This is a genomic window from Cohnella cholangitidis (assembly GCF_014107495.1).
Lineage (GTDB): Bacteria > Bacillota > Bacilli > Paenibacillales > Paenibacillaceae > Cohnella > Cohnella cholangitidis.
This window is the reverse complement of sequence record NZ_CP041969.1, coordinates 2618853-2632830: the sequence shown is the minus strand read 5'-3', so window position 1 is coordinate 2632830 and position 13978 is coordinate 2618853. Positions and strand designations below refer to the sequence as shown.

The following is a 13978-nucleotide window of genomic DNA, read 5'->3' as shown; positions in this document are numbered from 1 at the left end:
TGCCCACCCTATAGAAGGAGGCCCTAATGAACCCCAAACGTTCTACGGCGAGAAGGCTTTTTGCCTACGCTCTCGTCTATAAGTACCGGATATTCGCGGCGATAGTCATCCTATGCTTCGCGGTAGGGGCAGAACTGGGCGGCCCCTATATTATCAAGACGATCATCGACAAGCATTTGTCCGTGCGGACGGATGAGTTAGGTCCCGTACTCGCGCTGCTGGCTTTCTATATCGGACTTCTCTTGCTTGCCGGAATCAGCAATTTTACGCAATCCTACATTTTGCAATCTACCGCTCTGCGAATTATCAAGAACATGCGAATGGACGTGATGCGCCATATCCAACGCATTCCGCTCCGTTACTTCGACAATACGCCGGTCGGGCAGGTCGTGTCGCGCGTAGCGAACGACACGGAAGCTATTCGGGATCTGTTCATGAGCTTCATGGCGACCTTCGTCGTTAGCTTCATTCAACTGGCGGGTATTTTCGTCGCCCTCTTTATTTTGGATGCGCGGCTTGCCCTGTTTACCTTGCTGCTGCCTCCTCTGTTCGCGCTTATCATGTACGTTCACCTGAAATATTCGCAGAAGTACATCGCGATCATGCGCGCGCGGCTCAGCGATATGAACGCGATGCTTAACGAGTCGATCATCGTTATGCCGATCATACAGGCTTTCCGCCGGGAGAAAGCGACGATCGAAGAGTTCACGGAGCTGAACGAGGATCGCTACGTGAACCAGGTGAAACAATTCCGCGTATTCTCGCTATCGTCGCGGAACATCGTCGGCACCATCGGCAGTCTTGTCACGGCATTCGTCATTTGGTATTTCGGGCGGGCCTCTATCGAGAACGCGGCTCTTTCGTTCGGAGTATTCTACGCCTTCATAGACTATTTGGGGCGCATATTTAATCCGATCATCGGAATCTTCGACCAGCTTACCAATGCCCAGAGAGCGTTCGTGTCCGCCGATAAAGTGTTCGCTATCATGGACATGGAAGGCAAGGAAATCGAGGATGCCGAGCATGCCGAACGGCCGGAAGGCGTAGTGAAGTTCGAGGATGTTACGTTCGCTTATAACGGCGAAGATAATGTGTTGAAGGGGATCACCTTCGAGGCGCGCAAGGGCGAGACGGTTGCGTTAGTCGGGCATACGGGCTCTGGCAAGAGCTCGATCATCAATCTGCTGCTAGGTTTCTACGAGCCAGGCAAGGGCAAGATCACCATTGACGGCGCGGATATCTCTACTTTATCCAAGCAAGCTCTGCGCAAGCATATGGGGATCGTGCTTCAAGACCCTTACCTGTTCGCCGGGGATATCAAGTTCAACGTGAGCTTGTATAATGAAGGAATATCGCTGGAACGGGTCAAAAAAGCGATTGCGGACGTTGGGGCCGCGGCATTCGTGGAGCAGCTTCCGAATGGTTACGACGAGCAGGTGGTGGAACGGGGCAGCACGCTTTCGTCCGGCCAACGGCAGCTCATCTCCTTCGCCAGAGCCCTAGCGTTCGATCCGTCGATTCTCATCCTGGATGAAGCGACGGCTAGCATCGATAGCGAGACGGAGGGCTTGATCCAACGCGCGCTCAAAGTCGTCAGCGAAGGCAGGACAACGTTGGTGATCGCGCATCGGCTGTCTACGATCCGTGACGCCAATCAGATTCTCGTGCTCCATCGGGGCGAGATCGTCGAACGCGGAACCCACGACCAACTTATGGCGCTAGAGGGGCGTTATTATAAAATGTATCAGTTGCAAAAGGGAGAAAAAGCTTCCCTGCCCGTGTAAAGACGAAATGAAGCGATAGGGAAAACGCGAATAAACGGCTGCATTCCGGCAACGTCTTGATGACGTTCCGGGGGCGGCCGTTTATCGTTGTTAACCGTTACTCAGCTCATCCTGCATTCGCTCGTAGCCGGAGATCAGATACTCGCTGAATTTTTGCGCGGCGAGCGACAAGTAATGCTTCTTGGACCAGGCAAGCCCTGTAGTCCGGTAGAAATTCGGATTCAGGATTCGGATTCTCTTCAGATGGTGGCGGGCTCGCGCTTTCAATCCGAGCGCGGGCAGGAACGCGATGCCAAGCCCCTGTCCGACGAGGCGTACGATACCTTCAGGTTCGTCGACCTCGAAGGTGATGGCGGGCTTAAAGCCGGTTTGCGAACAAAGCTGGTCCGTCAAATCCCGGAAGGCAAATCCGACGTTCATGCTGATGAAGGACTCTTGTCCGAGCTCATGCAAATGGATGCTTTCGCGATCTGCCAGGGCATGCTCCGGCGAAACGGCGATGAAGATTTCCTCCGTCATCAGCTCTTTCCACTCGAGCTCGGGACTAATGATCGGGATCGACGAGATGCATAGGTCGATCTCGCCTTCTTCGAGCTGCCGTTTCATCGCGGACGTCGTGCCCAACGTCTGGCGAAAATGGACTTGCGGATATTGTTTCACGAACGCTCCGATCAATTCGGGAAGCACGCTCGTGATCGACACCCCGAGCTTCACGCTTCCCCGGTGCAAGCCCGCCATGTCCCGGATTTCCCGTCCGCCTTCCTCAAGCTCCCGGAACGCTCGGTCGACGCGTTCAAGGAACGTTCTGCCGAACTGATTCAGCCGAATTTGCCGTCCTTGGCGGTCGAACAGAGGCACGCCGACGGTTTCCTCCAGCCGGGCTATCGTCTTGCTTAAAGAGGGCTGCGCGATCTGAAGCTGTTCCGCCGCTTTGGTCATGTGCTCCAAGCGAGCGACGGTTTGAAAGTATTTGAGCTGAAGCATTTCCACCGGGGATTTCCTCCTTGCGGATTTATGATAGCTTTGAATACATGATTTTATAATGATTTATGTATTATACATTATCTAACGGGGTTTTTATAATAAGGGATGGAAAGTCACGAAGGCTAATGTGCGATATTCCAGCAACAAAAAAGGCATCGAAATAGAGGAGAGAAGCAGTCATCATGGATAAGAGCAGAGGACAAGGCAGGTTACTCGATCAGCCTAAAGCGGTCTGGGCTGTCGGATTTGCATGTATTATCGCCTTCATGGGCTTGGGTTTAGTCGATCCCATCCTTCCGGCGATCGCGCATAAGCTGCAAGCTTCGGCAAGCGACGTTACGTTGCTATTCACCAGCTATAACTTGGTCATGGCGGTCGCCATGTTAATCACTGGAGTCGTATCGTCTAGGTTAGGGATCAAATGGACGTTGCTGTGCGGAATTATCATTATCGCTCTATTCGCAGCGCTCGGAGGAAACTCCGGAGGAATCTGGGAGCTTGTCTGGCTGCGCGGAGGATGGGGGTTAGGCAATGCGTTGTTCGTCGCCACCGCGTTATCGGCTATCGTGTCTTTCTCCAGATCCGGCGTGGCTCAAGCCATCATTCTATATGAAGCGGCCATCGGACTCGGGATATCGGTCGGACCGCTGCTGGGCGGCGAATTGGGCTCCATCTCTTGGAGAGGTCCTTTCTACGGCGTCGCCGGCCTCATGGTATTCGCATTCTTCATGCTGCTCATAATGATGCCTAGCACGAAGAACAACGGGTTGTCTACGGCGGCTGCCCCGTCATTGGCTGCCAAGAAACCGAAAGCATCCATCTTGGATCCGTTCCGCGCGATGAAGTACCCGGCGATTCTGGTTCTCGGAATTACGGCGCTGTTATACAATTTCGGGTTTTTCACTTTGCTTGCTTACTCGCCGTTCGTGATGCACCTGGAAGAACGCGGGTTAGGTTACGTTTTCTTAGGTTGGGGTATTCTATTGGCAATCACTTCGGTCTATATGGCTCCGCGTCTGCAGAGAAGGATGGGAACGATCAAGTCCATGTGCCTGATGCTCGTTTTGTTCGCGATGACTTTGATCGCGATGGGAATCTGGACGTCGACGAAGGAAGTGATTATCGTATCCGTCATTCTCGCCGGCGCGTTCTTGGGCAATAACAACACGTTGATCACGACGGCGGTCATGCAGGCCGCGCCGATCGAGAGGGCGACCGCTTCCGCGTCCTACAGCTTCTTGCGGTTCCTCGGAGGAGCGGCGGCGCCGTTCTTCGCGGGCAAGCTGGCGGAATGGTACAATCCGCACGTTCCTTTCTACGTAGGCGGCGCATTTGTCCTCGTATCGGTCGGTTTTATCCTTATTAACCGTAGGCATCTGAAGCATATCGACAATGCGGGCTCTGCCCACTAACGAAAATACATTCCCATGGACCCGGTCGGCTCTCCTTGAATGGAGGTTGGCCGGGTTTTATTGTAGATGGTACATTTTCGTGGAAGGAGTCAAGAGGCCGGGTCGTTTGTCGGGACATGGACGAGCGAAGCGAAAAGTCGGCAGACTCGCTCAGGCATGTGTGCTTGTTGCCCGCGATAATGGTACACTAGGGTGTAGGTACCTTTAACTAATTAGCCTGGGAGGGAATACAGAGCATGAACGCATTCGAGTTATACAATCCGACGAAGCTGGTCTTCGGCGCGGATAAGGTTAACCGGTTGGGCGAATTAGTTGAACCATACGGCAAGCGGATCTTGCTCGTATACGGCGGCGGAAGCATCAAGGCATCGGGACTTTACGACGACGTGTTATTCCAATTGAATGGGATCAACGCGGTCGTACACGAGTTGTCAGGCATTGAACCGAACCCTCGTTTATCAACGGTGAATAAAGGGATAGAAATTTGCCGCAAGGAGAAAATCGAATTCGTTCTCGCGGTCGGGGGCGGCAGCGTGCTAGACGCGGCTAAAGCGATCGCGGCCGGTGCCCTGTACGACGGGGACGTCTGGGACTTCACGATACATAAGGCGGTTATCAAAGAGGCGTTGCCGCTCGGCACCGTGCTGACGCTCGCGGCGACCGGATCGGAAATGAACGGCAATGCCGTCATCTCCAATTGGGAGACCAAGCAGAAGCGGGGTTTGGGCAGCAAATTCGTCTATCCGAAATTCTCGATTCTTGATCCTAAGCTGACATACACCGTGCCGTCGAATCAAACGGTGAACGGCATCGTCGATATTATGTCGCACGTATTCGAGCAGTACTTCAGCCTGACGACGGACATTCCGCTGCAAGAGAGATTCGCGGAATCGATCTTGCTCACCGTTATCGAGAACGGGGAAAAAGCGATCGCGAACGGCTCCGACTACGATGCCCGGGCCAATCTTCTTCTCGCGGGCACCTATGCCTTGAACGGAACTTTGCCTAACGGCGTTACGACCGATTGGGCGACGCACGGGATCGAGCATGAAGTCAGCGCGATCTACGACATTGCCCATGGCGCGGGATTGGCGATTATTTTCCCGAATTGGATGAAGTACGTTTACAAGGAGCGGATAGGCAAGTTCGTGCAATACGCGGTGCGGGTATGGAACGTCGATCCGAACGGGAAGAGCGACGACGAGATCGCGCTTGCCGGCATCGAGGCGACCCGTGCGTATTTTACGCGGATCGGGGCTCCCGCGACGCTTGGAGAGCTCGGCATTAACGACGAGCATCTGGAACGGATGGCCGAGGAAGCGACGCAATTCGGCCCGATCGGTTCGTTCAAGCAGCTGACGAAGGACGACGTAGTCAGTATTCTGGCGGCTAGTCTGTAAGCTCCCGGGAAATGTACGAAAAAAACGCGTTCTAACCGTCACTTAGGTGACGGTTTTTTTCTGCGCTGTTCCGCCGAAATAGAGTATTTCATGCCATCGGGGAGCGCATGTTGAAATAACGGCACGGCGTGCCGCTATCAAGGAGCCCCCGGGCTCCGAGAGCCGAATAACGGCACGGCGTGCCGCTATCAAGGAGCCCCCGGGCTCCGAGAGCCGAATAACGGCACGGCGTGCCGCTATCAAGGAGCCCCGGGCTCCGAGAGCCGAATAACGGCACGGCGTGCCGCTATCAAGGAGCCCCCGGGCTCCGAGAGCCGAATAACGGCACGGCGTGCCGCTATCAAGGAGCCCCCGGGCTCCGAGAGCCAAATAACGGCACGGCGTGCCGCTATCAAGGAGCCCCCGGGCTCCGAGAGCCAAATAACGGCACGGCGTGCCGCTATCAAGGAGCCCCCGGGCTCCGAGAGCCAAAGTAACGGCACGGCGTGCCGCTATCAAGGAGCCCCCGGGCTCCGAGAGCCGAATAACGGCACGGCGTGCCGCTAATGGGATATAACCCGGCTTCACCGTGGAAAGTTGCTAGTCTATAGAGATTGTCCGATACTATTCATGATAGAATACAAGGAAACGATTACAGCCGACTTAGACGAACTAAGAATGGAGCAGAGCGGATATGACCCTAACTGTAGACGATGTGATGAACAAGCTGGAGCGGATGGGTACGGAACAGACGAAGGGCACGCTCATTCGCCACGGAGCGAAGGAGCCTTTCTTCGGGGTGCGCGTCGGAGATTTGAAGAAGCTGGTAAAGGACGTCAAGAAGAATCAAGACGTCGCCCGCGCCTTATATGCTACGGGGAACAGCGATGCCATGTATTTGGCAGGCTTGACCGTCAATCCGAAAACGGCTACGAAAGAGCTGCTGCAGGAATGGGTTAAGCAAGCCTACTGGTATATGATCGCCGAGTACACGGTCGCGGGCGTCGCGGCCGAAAGCCCTTATGCGGTAGAGCTAGCCAGAGAATGGATCGAATCGCCCGACGAACAAATCGCGACCTGCGGATGGAGCACGTACGCGAACTATATCTCGATTACCCCGGACGAACGGCTGGATATGGATGAGATCGGATCGTTGTTGCGGCGGATCGAGACAGGGATTCACGAGGAGAGGAACAGAGTCCGCTATAACATGAATAATTTCGTTATCGTCGCGGGGGCTTACGTAGCGCAGCTTCATGAAGAAGCGGTCAGGATCGCGAGCAAGATCGGCAAGGTGCACGTGAACGTGGGAGAGACGGCTTGCAAAGTACCGCTAGCTTCGGACTATATCGATAAAATCGTTCGCATGGGCCGGGTCGGAAACAAGAAAAAAACTTGTATTTGTTAAGGGGAAATCAGCCCCGCCGCCGCGGATTTTAGCCGTCGCTTCGAAAAATGACGGATATTACGGCAAGGGATGAATATATAGGGAAGGAAAGCTGAATTCGGAAGAGAATTGTTTAGAGCAAACCTTTTATGAAGGCGTTTACAATCCATAGAGCGGCGGAGGGTGTTCCATGAGACAAAGGTATATGAATTCTCCAATGATGTATGCCTTCGGGATGCTGGCCATGATGATTCCGAGCCAAGCGTTCAGCACTTTTTACAGCTATTATTACGTGGATAAATTGGGACTAGGGCTCGGTTTGGCTACTCTTGCCCGCACGATATTCCTCGTCTGGGACGCGGTCAATCAACCTTTATTCGGCTATTGGTCGGATAGGACGCAGACCAAATACGGCCGCAGGCGTCCATGGCTATTCGGCGCGATACCGCTCTTCATGCTAACGTTCATCATGGTATTCTCTCCTCCGAGCGATCTGTCGGAGATGGGGCTGTTCACGTGGTTTCTCATTGCTCTCGTGTTGTACGAAGCGGTAGCCACCGTCATCTGGGTCAACTACGGCGCGTTATTCCCCGAGTTATTCAAGGGGGATCGCCTTCGCACCAAGGCGTCGGCCGTACAACAAGGCTTTCAGATCGTCGCCCTGCTCATCGGTACGGCATTAACGCCGTTGATATACGATGCCTTGGGGTTCAGCAACATGTCGATCATTTATGCTATCGTGTTCGCCCTGCTTATGCTCCTGTGTTTGCGTTTCATCAAGGAAGACGAAGAAGCCAGGAAATTGCCTCAGCTCGGGTTCAAGAAGGCATTCAAGGAAACGTTGAAAAATAAGACGTTCTGGCTGGTCAACATCGCGAATTCGTTCGCCCAGACCGTGAACGGTTTACTAAGCGCGACGTTGCCGTTTTACGCGAAATACGTGCTCGGGATACCGGACGATCAGCATACTGTTTTACTCGCGTCCGTCTTCGTCTCCGTTATTCCTCTCGTAGGGGTGTGGTATTGGCTGCTTCGCAAGATGGATCCGGTCAGGGGCTGGAGGTTGTCGTTCGTCGCCTACGCGTTATCGGTGATCCCGTTATGGTTCGGTTCGAACCTCGTCACCGGGATTATCGCCGGCGTTCTCGTCGGGTTCGGGTTGGCGGGTTTCCTCGTATCGCCGGCGATGGTCAATAGTTCTATTATCGATCAGGATTTTGCCAAGACGGGCAGCAGACGAGAAGGGATCTATACCGCGGTTAGCGGTTTTATCGTTCGTTCCAGCGGACTGATCTCCGCGGTTGCTTTTCTCATCGTCGGCGCGATCTTCGGCTACGAGAGCGGGGACAATCCGGGGCCGGATCCGGAAGCGACGTTCCGCTATCTCATTAGCGCAGTTCCTCTTGGCCTGCTTATCATTTCTATTATCATATCGCTATTCGTGAGAATCGAGAGGAAAGCTGCAGATGAGTCTTAAACATCTCATTATCAATTGCGACGATTTCGGCCAAAGTCCGCCGATGAACGAAGCCATCATGCATTTGCTCGAGGAACGCAAAGTCTCATCGGCGACGTTGATGGCCACGGCTCCCGGATTCGATAAGGCGGCGGATTGGTGCAGGCGCAAAGGGCAGAAGAACGTCGGGCTGCACCTCACGCTCACAAGCGAGTTCGACGCGATCCGATGGAAGAGCCTGACGGGGCATACTTCGCTTCATGACGAGAGCGGCTATATGCATAAGACGGTGGAAGCGTTCGAACGCCATGCCGATACCGGCGCGGTAATGAAGGAGCTGACCGCTCAGTATGAGGCCCTCCGAACATTCGGCATCCACCCGACGCATGCCGATAATCATATGGGCAGCTTGTACGGCACGGCTACGGGCCGAAGCATATCCCCCATGTTCTGAAACAATGCGCCAAATGGAAATTGCCGTTCCGCCTATTCCGGAAAGTCCATCCGTCGGATTCGTTGCTGGCTTCGATACCCGGCGTTGAACAGGCGGCGGTTAAAGCTTCTGCGCTTGCGGGCGTGCTGGGGGTGGCGATACCCGACTACTTGCTGTCCCACCCTTTTCATATCCTAGAAGGCGAGACTTACGACAGCTTCAAGCAATCCATGATCGCAAAGATGTACGATCTGCCGGAAGGGATTAGCGAAACTTATATCCATCCGGCGGTGGAAGATTCGCGCATGCTGGCCGAAGTTCCGGACTGGGAGAAGCGAGTGTGGGAATACAAGCTCATGCTGGATGCCGATTTCGCCTATGCGATTCGAGATGCGGGAGTCGTATTGACCGATTACGAATATATCCGCAAGCACGGCAAAGCATCGAGGGCAGGTTCCGCTCTGACGTTGGCTAGGGCATTGTTCAGAAAATGATGAGACATAGCGCGTACAATGGAATAATATGTAGAAAAAAATCGAATGTTCAGGTATATTTTGTAAAAGAAGGTTGATTTCGAAAGTCTGACTGAGCGGGGATGACGATACAAGTGAACTTAGATGAGTTGTTAGGCAAAAAATCCAAACACGACGTCTTGAACTCGGTAGGGTTGCTGCTTGTACCTGCCCGGGTAACGATAGACGAAGGTTATATTCGTCTGCTCGAACAGCACCATATCCATCCATACGAGATTATGCTCCTTGACGAAGAGGCCATCCGCTCCGCGCCTAACCCGAGGGAATTAGTGAAGGAAGCATCCCGATTCTCTAAAGACTTATTCGACGAAGTCCGAACAACGAAGAAGCTCCCGCTGGACGACATCAACAACGAACTGCTTCCCCTTGTGGATCAGGTATCCTCGCACCCCGACGTGTTCCAGCTTTTCGAGTCCGTGAAGGCCAAGGACGAGTACACCCACCAGCACAATATCGGCGTTGGCGTATTGTCCACGTTGATCGGCAGGTGGATGGGGCTGAACGAAGAGGACCTATCTATTCTGACTATGGCGGCTACGCTGCATGATATCGGCAAAGTACACATTACGGACGACATTCTGTTGAAGCCCGGCAAGCTGACCGCGGAGGAATTCGAGGAGATCAAACGGCATACGACCTATGGCTACGACATTCTTAAGAACACGCCGGAGCTGCATCCGCGCGTGGCCCTCGTTGCGTTGCAGCACCACGAGAGGGCGGATGCAAGGGGTTATCCTCACGGGCTTCGAGAGGACCAGGTTGACCCTCTAAGCAGAATCGTTGCCGTCGCCGATGTGTTCCATGCGATGTCGTCGAAACGTCCATACCATGAACCGTTGCCTTTCCACGAGGTCGTTAACGAGATGCGAAAAGGCTCTTTCGGCGAGCTTGATCCCGAGGTCGTGTCCGTGTTTCTGACAATGATGATCAGGCATCTCGTAGGAAGCCGGGTGAAGCTGACCGACGGGCGCTGGGGAGAAGTCGTATACATTAACCCTCACGACGATACGAATCCTTTGATTCGAGTAGAGGAAACGTTCCTCGATCTGAGCCAAGAGCGTCATATCCATATTCAAGAAATCGTCATATAAGGACGAAATCCGAACAATCCACTATTGTAGGAGAAAAATCCTCCAAGGGAATGCCGACCGTTGGCATATTGGGGGATTTTTTTTGCGTTTCGGCAGTATATTTCCCCAGCTAAGGGACAAAGTAGAACGGTTGGAAATGGTTGTTCACATCAAATCCCAGAGGTGACGGATGATGCGTTTGATTCGTAAACTAGGTTGGATAATGGTGGCGGTTGCCCTGTTGGCGGGGCTTGGCTATCCGGCGATCGCGGAGGCGAAGCCGAAAGATTCCTTGAAAGCGGCGTTCGTCCGAGGCGGCGATCTATGGGCGAAAGCAGGCAAAGACGAACGGCAATTGACCAAAGGAGAAGCCGTCCGGAATCCGAAATGGTCATTCGACGGAGAGTGGATCGCCTATTCGTCCGGCGAAGGCCAACAGGAGCTTAAGCTATTGGAGGTTTCGACCGGTAAAAGTCAGCTAGTAGCCAGCACGGGAGGAAACAACTTTCAATGGTCTCCCGATCATAATCGCTTAGCCTTCCTGCAAGGGCAGAAGCTGGTATGGGTCTCCGTTAATAAGCCAGACCGGCAGACGGAGGTATCGGACGGAATCGGCAATTACTCTTGGCTCCCCGACGGAAAAGGATTTATCGCGTCGTCCGCGGCCGAGCTTCTGCCTGACGGGTGGACTCCTGTTAAGATCGTAGAAATTCCGTTGGCAGGGCAGGGAGATCCGAGCAAAGTCAAAACCCTGTTCGTGTTGCCGAAGCAATCGAACGATTTTTTTGCCGTTGGAACGAGCATTTTCAAATTCTCGTCTTCCGGGAAATGGATCGCGTTCTTAGCGACGCCTACCGCGTCGCTGTCTGCTGACGGCAACACATTATGTTTATTATCATCGGACGGCTCCGTATTCAAGAAGGTCGATCAAATGGCGAACAATAACGAGTGGTTTAATTGGGCGGACCGGGGCGATAAGCTCGCGTATATCGGAGGCGTCGGGCGGGAGGCTACGAGCAACAAACAGCTTAAAGTGTTAGAAGCTCCCGACGGCAAAGCGGCATCCTATACCCCTGCTGGTTACGTTGACCAAAGCTTCACGTGGGAAGGCGAACAGCGCGTCGTAGTATCGAGAACGAAGGAATGGAAAGGTTCTGCCGGCGGATCGGGTACAGCCAATAAACCGCTTCCGAATCTCGTGGAGATCAAGCTGCAGGGACCGCGCTTCAAGCCGTTAACTCAGCCTCCCGCGAAGTATGGCGATTTCAATCCTCAGTTTCTAGCGTACGCGAACCAACTGGGCTGGGTGAGGTCGGACCGAACCCGTTCCGATGTGCTGGTGGCTGGTAGAGGCGGCAAGCACCCTCTCGTCTGGATTAAGAACATCGATGCCGGCGCTAACTTCTACGAGCAGTGGAAATGGAGCGAGGTGCTTAGCTTCTACGACAGAACGACAAGGTGATAATGAGAATGCCCCCGCGCATCGCCCGCTGAACCGGCTTGAATTGGATTTCTTCCCAAAAACGGTATACGATAAGCCGTATAGGATTACGCAGTAATCCAAGAGAACGTTTATCGCCGGGAGATGAGGGAGAGCGCATGTGGATTACAATAGGGGTTATTATCGTTATCATCGCAATAGCTTATCTGGCTTTGAATTATTATCCTCCGCTTGGGGGGAAAGCTTCGCCGGAGAGCATACGGCGGATGGAGGAGTCTCAGAATCGTTCCAAAGGGAAGTTTCTTAATGAAATTCCGACGGATATGGGCATGAGCATGAGAGAGTCGGGCAAAGTACTGATCGATTTCGTGAAAGGAAACCCGAAAGGGAAGCCCCGGACTCCGATTCCAATCGTTCGGCTAACTGCCGAGCAGCTTCAATCCGATGGGCGGCATGCCAAGGTTACTTGGTTTGGCCACTCGGCGGTACTTGTGCGATTAGACGGCAAAACCATTTTCATCGACCCGATGCTGGGGAGGACGCCTTCACCCGTTCCCATATTCGGAGGTAAAAGATACAGCCGGCAATTGCCGATAGAAATAGACGACCTGCCTGCTATCGACGCGGTCATTCTCTCGCATGACCATTACGACCATCTGGATTACGGCACGATACGCAAATTGAAGCACAAGGTGAAGCGATTTGTCGTACCGCTCGGCGTCGCGGGGCATCTGAAGAGATGGGGAGTAGAACCGGGGAAAATTACCGAGCATGGTTGGTGGGAGGAATTCGAGTTCGAAGGGCTTAAGCTAGCTACCGCTCCGGCGCGCCATTTCTCCGGCAGGAGCATAGGCGACCGAAACTTCTCGTTGTGGTGCTCATGGGTCATTATGGGCAAGCAAGCTAAAATCTTTTTCAGCGGCGACAGCGGCTACGGGCCGCATTTCGCGCAAATCGGCGAGAAGTACGGACCATTCGATCTTACCTTCATGGAGTGCGGCCAATACGACAAGAGATGGTCCGCGATCCACATGCTGCCGGAAGAGACCGTCCAAGCGCATATCGACGTAAAGGGGAACGTCCTGATCCCGATCCATTGGGGAGCGTTCACGCTTGCTCTTCACGATTGGACCGACCCCATCGAGCGCGCGTCGAAAGCGGCGAAAGAACGCGATGTCGCTCTAGCGACGCCCAGAATCGGCGAGGTCGTCTCCATTGGCGCGCCGGATCGCCCTTCCGATGCTTGGTGGAGGAATGCGATAAATCAATCTTGACCGTGCGCGGCAACGGATGTAATATTTTAGCAATAACTAAACTGCGCGTTACTGGCGTAAACATGGATAACCATGAGGGAGCGGGCAGATATCGGCCGTACGCCTGGGCAAAGTGCTTGATCATTGGATCGAGCGCTTTTTTGTTTATCCGAATAACCCAAGAGAGGTTAGGTGTCGCGCGATGAAAATGGCATTTATTCTGTTTGACGGGATGACGATTTTGGATTTTACCGGGTTTTACGAAGCGGTGACATGGATGGGGATCCTCGGCGTAAAGGAAAATGTTTCTTGGGACTTCTGCTCCAACAAAGACAGGATTACGGACGATCGGGGGTTGTCGATTCATATCGATCGCGTGAATCCGGATTTATCGGTTTACGACTTGGTTTTTATCCCCGGAGGTTTCTCCACGAGACAGCTTAGATACGATACCGGGTTTATTTCATGGATTCGAACTTCCCTGGAGGTTGAGATTAAGGTATCCGTGTGCACAGGGGCGTTGATCCTTGGCGCGGCCGGATTTCTAGACGGAAAAAAAGCTACGACGAACCCATCGGCTTATGATCTCTTGGCGCCCTACTGCTCGGAGGTAGTAAAAGAGCGTTACGTACGCGACGGCAACGTATTTACCGGCGGCGGGGTATCGGCCTCTATCGATTTGGGTCTGTTCCTGATCGAGTCTCTTACGAACGCGGACGTTGCCAGGGAAGTGCAGAAGAAGATGGATTATCCTTACTATCGTCAGGAGAAATAAAAAAAGCCCGAACGCTACTGACATACTGTTGTCAGTAGCGTTCGTTTATAGTTAAAATAATTCAACGGAAG

13 protein-coding genes and 1 riboswitch are annotated in these 13978 nt (G+C 53.5%); of the genes, 11 read left to right on the top strand and 2 right to left on the bottom strand.

Annotated elements, in window-relative coordinates; translation table 11 throughout:
• The first annotated feature begins 26 nt into the window (after window positions 1-26).
• On the top strand, window positions 27-1784 hold the full coding sequence (locus FPL14_RS12490; RefSeq protein WP_182303271.1) for an ABC transporter ATP-binding protein: 1758 nt from the start codon (window positions 27-29) through the stop codon (window positions 1782-1784).
• Between the two features lie 90 nt (window positions 1785-1874).
• On the opposite strand, the gene FPL14_RS12485 is transcribed toward FPL14_RS12490, so the two are convergent.
• On the bottom strand, window positions 1875-2774 hold the full coding sequence (locus tag FPL14_RS12485) for a LysR family transcriptional regulator (RefSeq protein WP_182303269.1): 900 nt from the start codon (window positions 2772-2774) through the stop codon (window positions 1875-1877).
• 176 nt (window positions 2775-2950) lie between these two features.
• Between FPL14_RS12485 and FPL14_RS12480 the strand changes: the two genes are divergently transcribed.
• Both FPL14_RS12480 and FPL14_RS12475 read left to right on the top strand, forming a co-directional pair.
• Window positions 2951-4180 carry an MFS transporter gene (locus tag FPL14_RS12480; protein WP_182303267.1) on the top strand — a complete coding sequence of 410 codons (1230 nt, stop codon included), beginning with the start codon at window positions 2951-2953 and terminating at the stop codon, window positions 4178-4180.
• A gap of 236 nt (window positions 4181-4416) precedes the next feature.
• Window positions 4417-5580, top strand: coding sequence for an iron-containing alcohol dehydrogenase (locus FPL14_RS12475; protein WP_182303266.1), 1164 nt, complete (start codon window positions 4417-4419; stop codon window positions 5578-5580).
• Between the two features lie 42 nt (window positions 5581-5622).
• Here FPL14_RS12475 and FPL14_RS12470 read toward each other — a convergent pair whose 3' ends face one another.
• Complete coding sequence (locus FPL14_RS12470; RefSeq protein WP_182303264.1) at window positions 5623-6078, bottom strand: hypothetical protein; 456 nt, start codon at window positions 6076-6078, stop codon at window positions 5623-5625.
• 175 nt (window positions 6079-6253) lie between these two features.
• Here FPL14_RS12470 and FPL14_RS12465 point away from each other — a divergent pair, with 175 nt between their 5' ends.
• The 8 genes from FPL14_RS12465 to FPL14_RS12435 all read left to right on the top strand — a co-directional run bounded on the left by FPL14_RS12465 (window position 6254) and on the right by FPL14_RS12435 (window position 13907).
• The gene (locus FPL14_RS12465) at window positions 6254-6967 is read left to right on the top strand and encodes a DNA alkylation repair protein (RefSeq protein WP_182303262.1); all 714 of its coding nucleotides are present in this window, start codon (window positions 6254-6256) and stop codon (window positions 6965-6967) included.
• Between the two features lie 169 nt (window positions 6968-7136).
• Complete coding sequence (locus FPL14_RS12460) at window positions 7137-8423, top strand: MFS transporter (RefSeq protein ID WP_182303260.1); 1287 nt, start codon at window positions 7137-7139, stop codon at window positions 8421-8423.
• On the top strand, window positions 8413-8856 hold the full coding sequence (locus FPL14_RS30515) for a ChbG/HpnK family deacetylase (protein ID WP_324617908.1): 444 nt from the start codon (window positions 8413-8415) through the stop codon (window positions 8854-8856). Before FPL14_RS12460 ends, FPL14_RS30515 begins: the two co-directional genes overlap by 11 nt.
• A 20-nt stretch (window positions 8857-8876) precedes the next feature.
• Window positions 8877-9329: a ChbG/HpnK family deacetylase gene (locus tag FPL14_RS30510; RefSeq protein ID WP_324617907.1), complete on the top strand. Its 453-nt coding sequence runs from the start codon at window positions 8877-8879 to the stop codon at window positions 9327-9329.
• Between the two features lie 113 nt (window positions 9330-9442).
• Window positions 9443-10459: an HD-GYP domain-containing protein gene (locus FPL14_RS12450; protein WP_229263896.1), complete on the top strand. Its 1017-nt coding sequence runs from the start codon at window positions 9443-9445 to the stop codon at window positions 10457-10459.
• Between the two features lie 169 nt (window positions 10460-10628).
• A complete protein-coding gene (locus FPL14_RS12445) occupies window positions 10629-11900 on the top strand; it encodes a PD40 domain-containing protein (protein ID WP_182303256.1) in 1272 nt (423 codons plus the stop codon).
• Between the two features lie 245 nt (window positions 11901-12145).
• Window positions 12146-13153 carry an MBL fold metallo-hydrolase gene (locus FPL14_RS12440; RefSeq protein WP_407644671.1) on the top strand — a complete coding sequence of 336 codons (1008 nt, stop codon included), beginning with the start codon at window positions 12146-12148 and terminating at the stop codon, window positions 13151-13153.
• Window positions 13154-13190: 37 nt separating this feature from the next.
• A riboswitch (ZMP/ZTP riboswitch) is annotated at window positions 13191-13269 on the top strand.
• 65 nt (window positions 13270-13334) lie between these two features.
• Window positions 13335-13907: a DJ-1/PfpI family protein gene (locus FPL14_RS12435; RefSeq protein WP_182303252.1), complete on the top strand. Its 573-nt coding sequence runs from the start codon at window positions 13335-13337 to the stop codon at window positions 13905-13907.
• Window positions 13908-13978: the final 71 nt, after the last annotated feature.

Coding starts and splice junctions, on each gene's coding strand:
- FPL14_RS12460 (WP_182303260.1), top strand. CDS start 7,137: ATGAGACAAAGGTATATGAATTCTCCAATGATGTATGCCTTCGGGATG.
- FPL14_RS12465 (WP_182303262.1), top strand. CDS start 6,254: ATGACCCTAACTGTAGACGATGTGATGAACAAGCTGGAGCGGATGGGT.
- FPL14_RS12480 (WP_182303267.1), top strand. CDS start 2,951: ATGGATAAGAGCAGAGGACAAGGCAGGTTACTCGATCAGCCTAAAGCG.
- FPL14_RS12440 (WP_407644671.1), top strand. CDS start 12,146: ATGGAGGAGTCTCAGAATCGTTCCAAAGGGAAGTTTCTTAATGAAATT.
- FPL14_RS12475 (WP_182303266.1), top strand. CDS start 4,417: ATGAACGCATTCGAGTTATACAATCCGACGAAGCTGGTCTTCGGCGCG.
- FPL14_RS12435 (WP_182303252.1), top strand. CDS start 13,335: ATGAAAATGGCATTTATTCTGTTTGACGGGATGACGATTTTGGATTTT.
- FPL14_RS30515 (WP_324617908.1), top strand. CDS start 8,413: ATGAGTCTTAAACATCTCATTATCAATTGCGACGATTTCGGCCAAAGT.
- FPL14_RS12490 (WP_182303271.1), top strand. CDS start 27: ATGAACCCCAAACGTTCTACGGCGAGAAGGCTTTTTGCCTACGCTCTC.
- FPL14_RS12445 (WP_182303256.1), top strand. CDS start 10,629: ATGATGCGTTTGATTCGTAAACTAGGTTGGATAATGGTGGCGGTTGCC.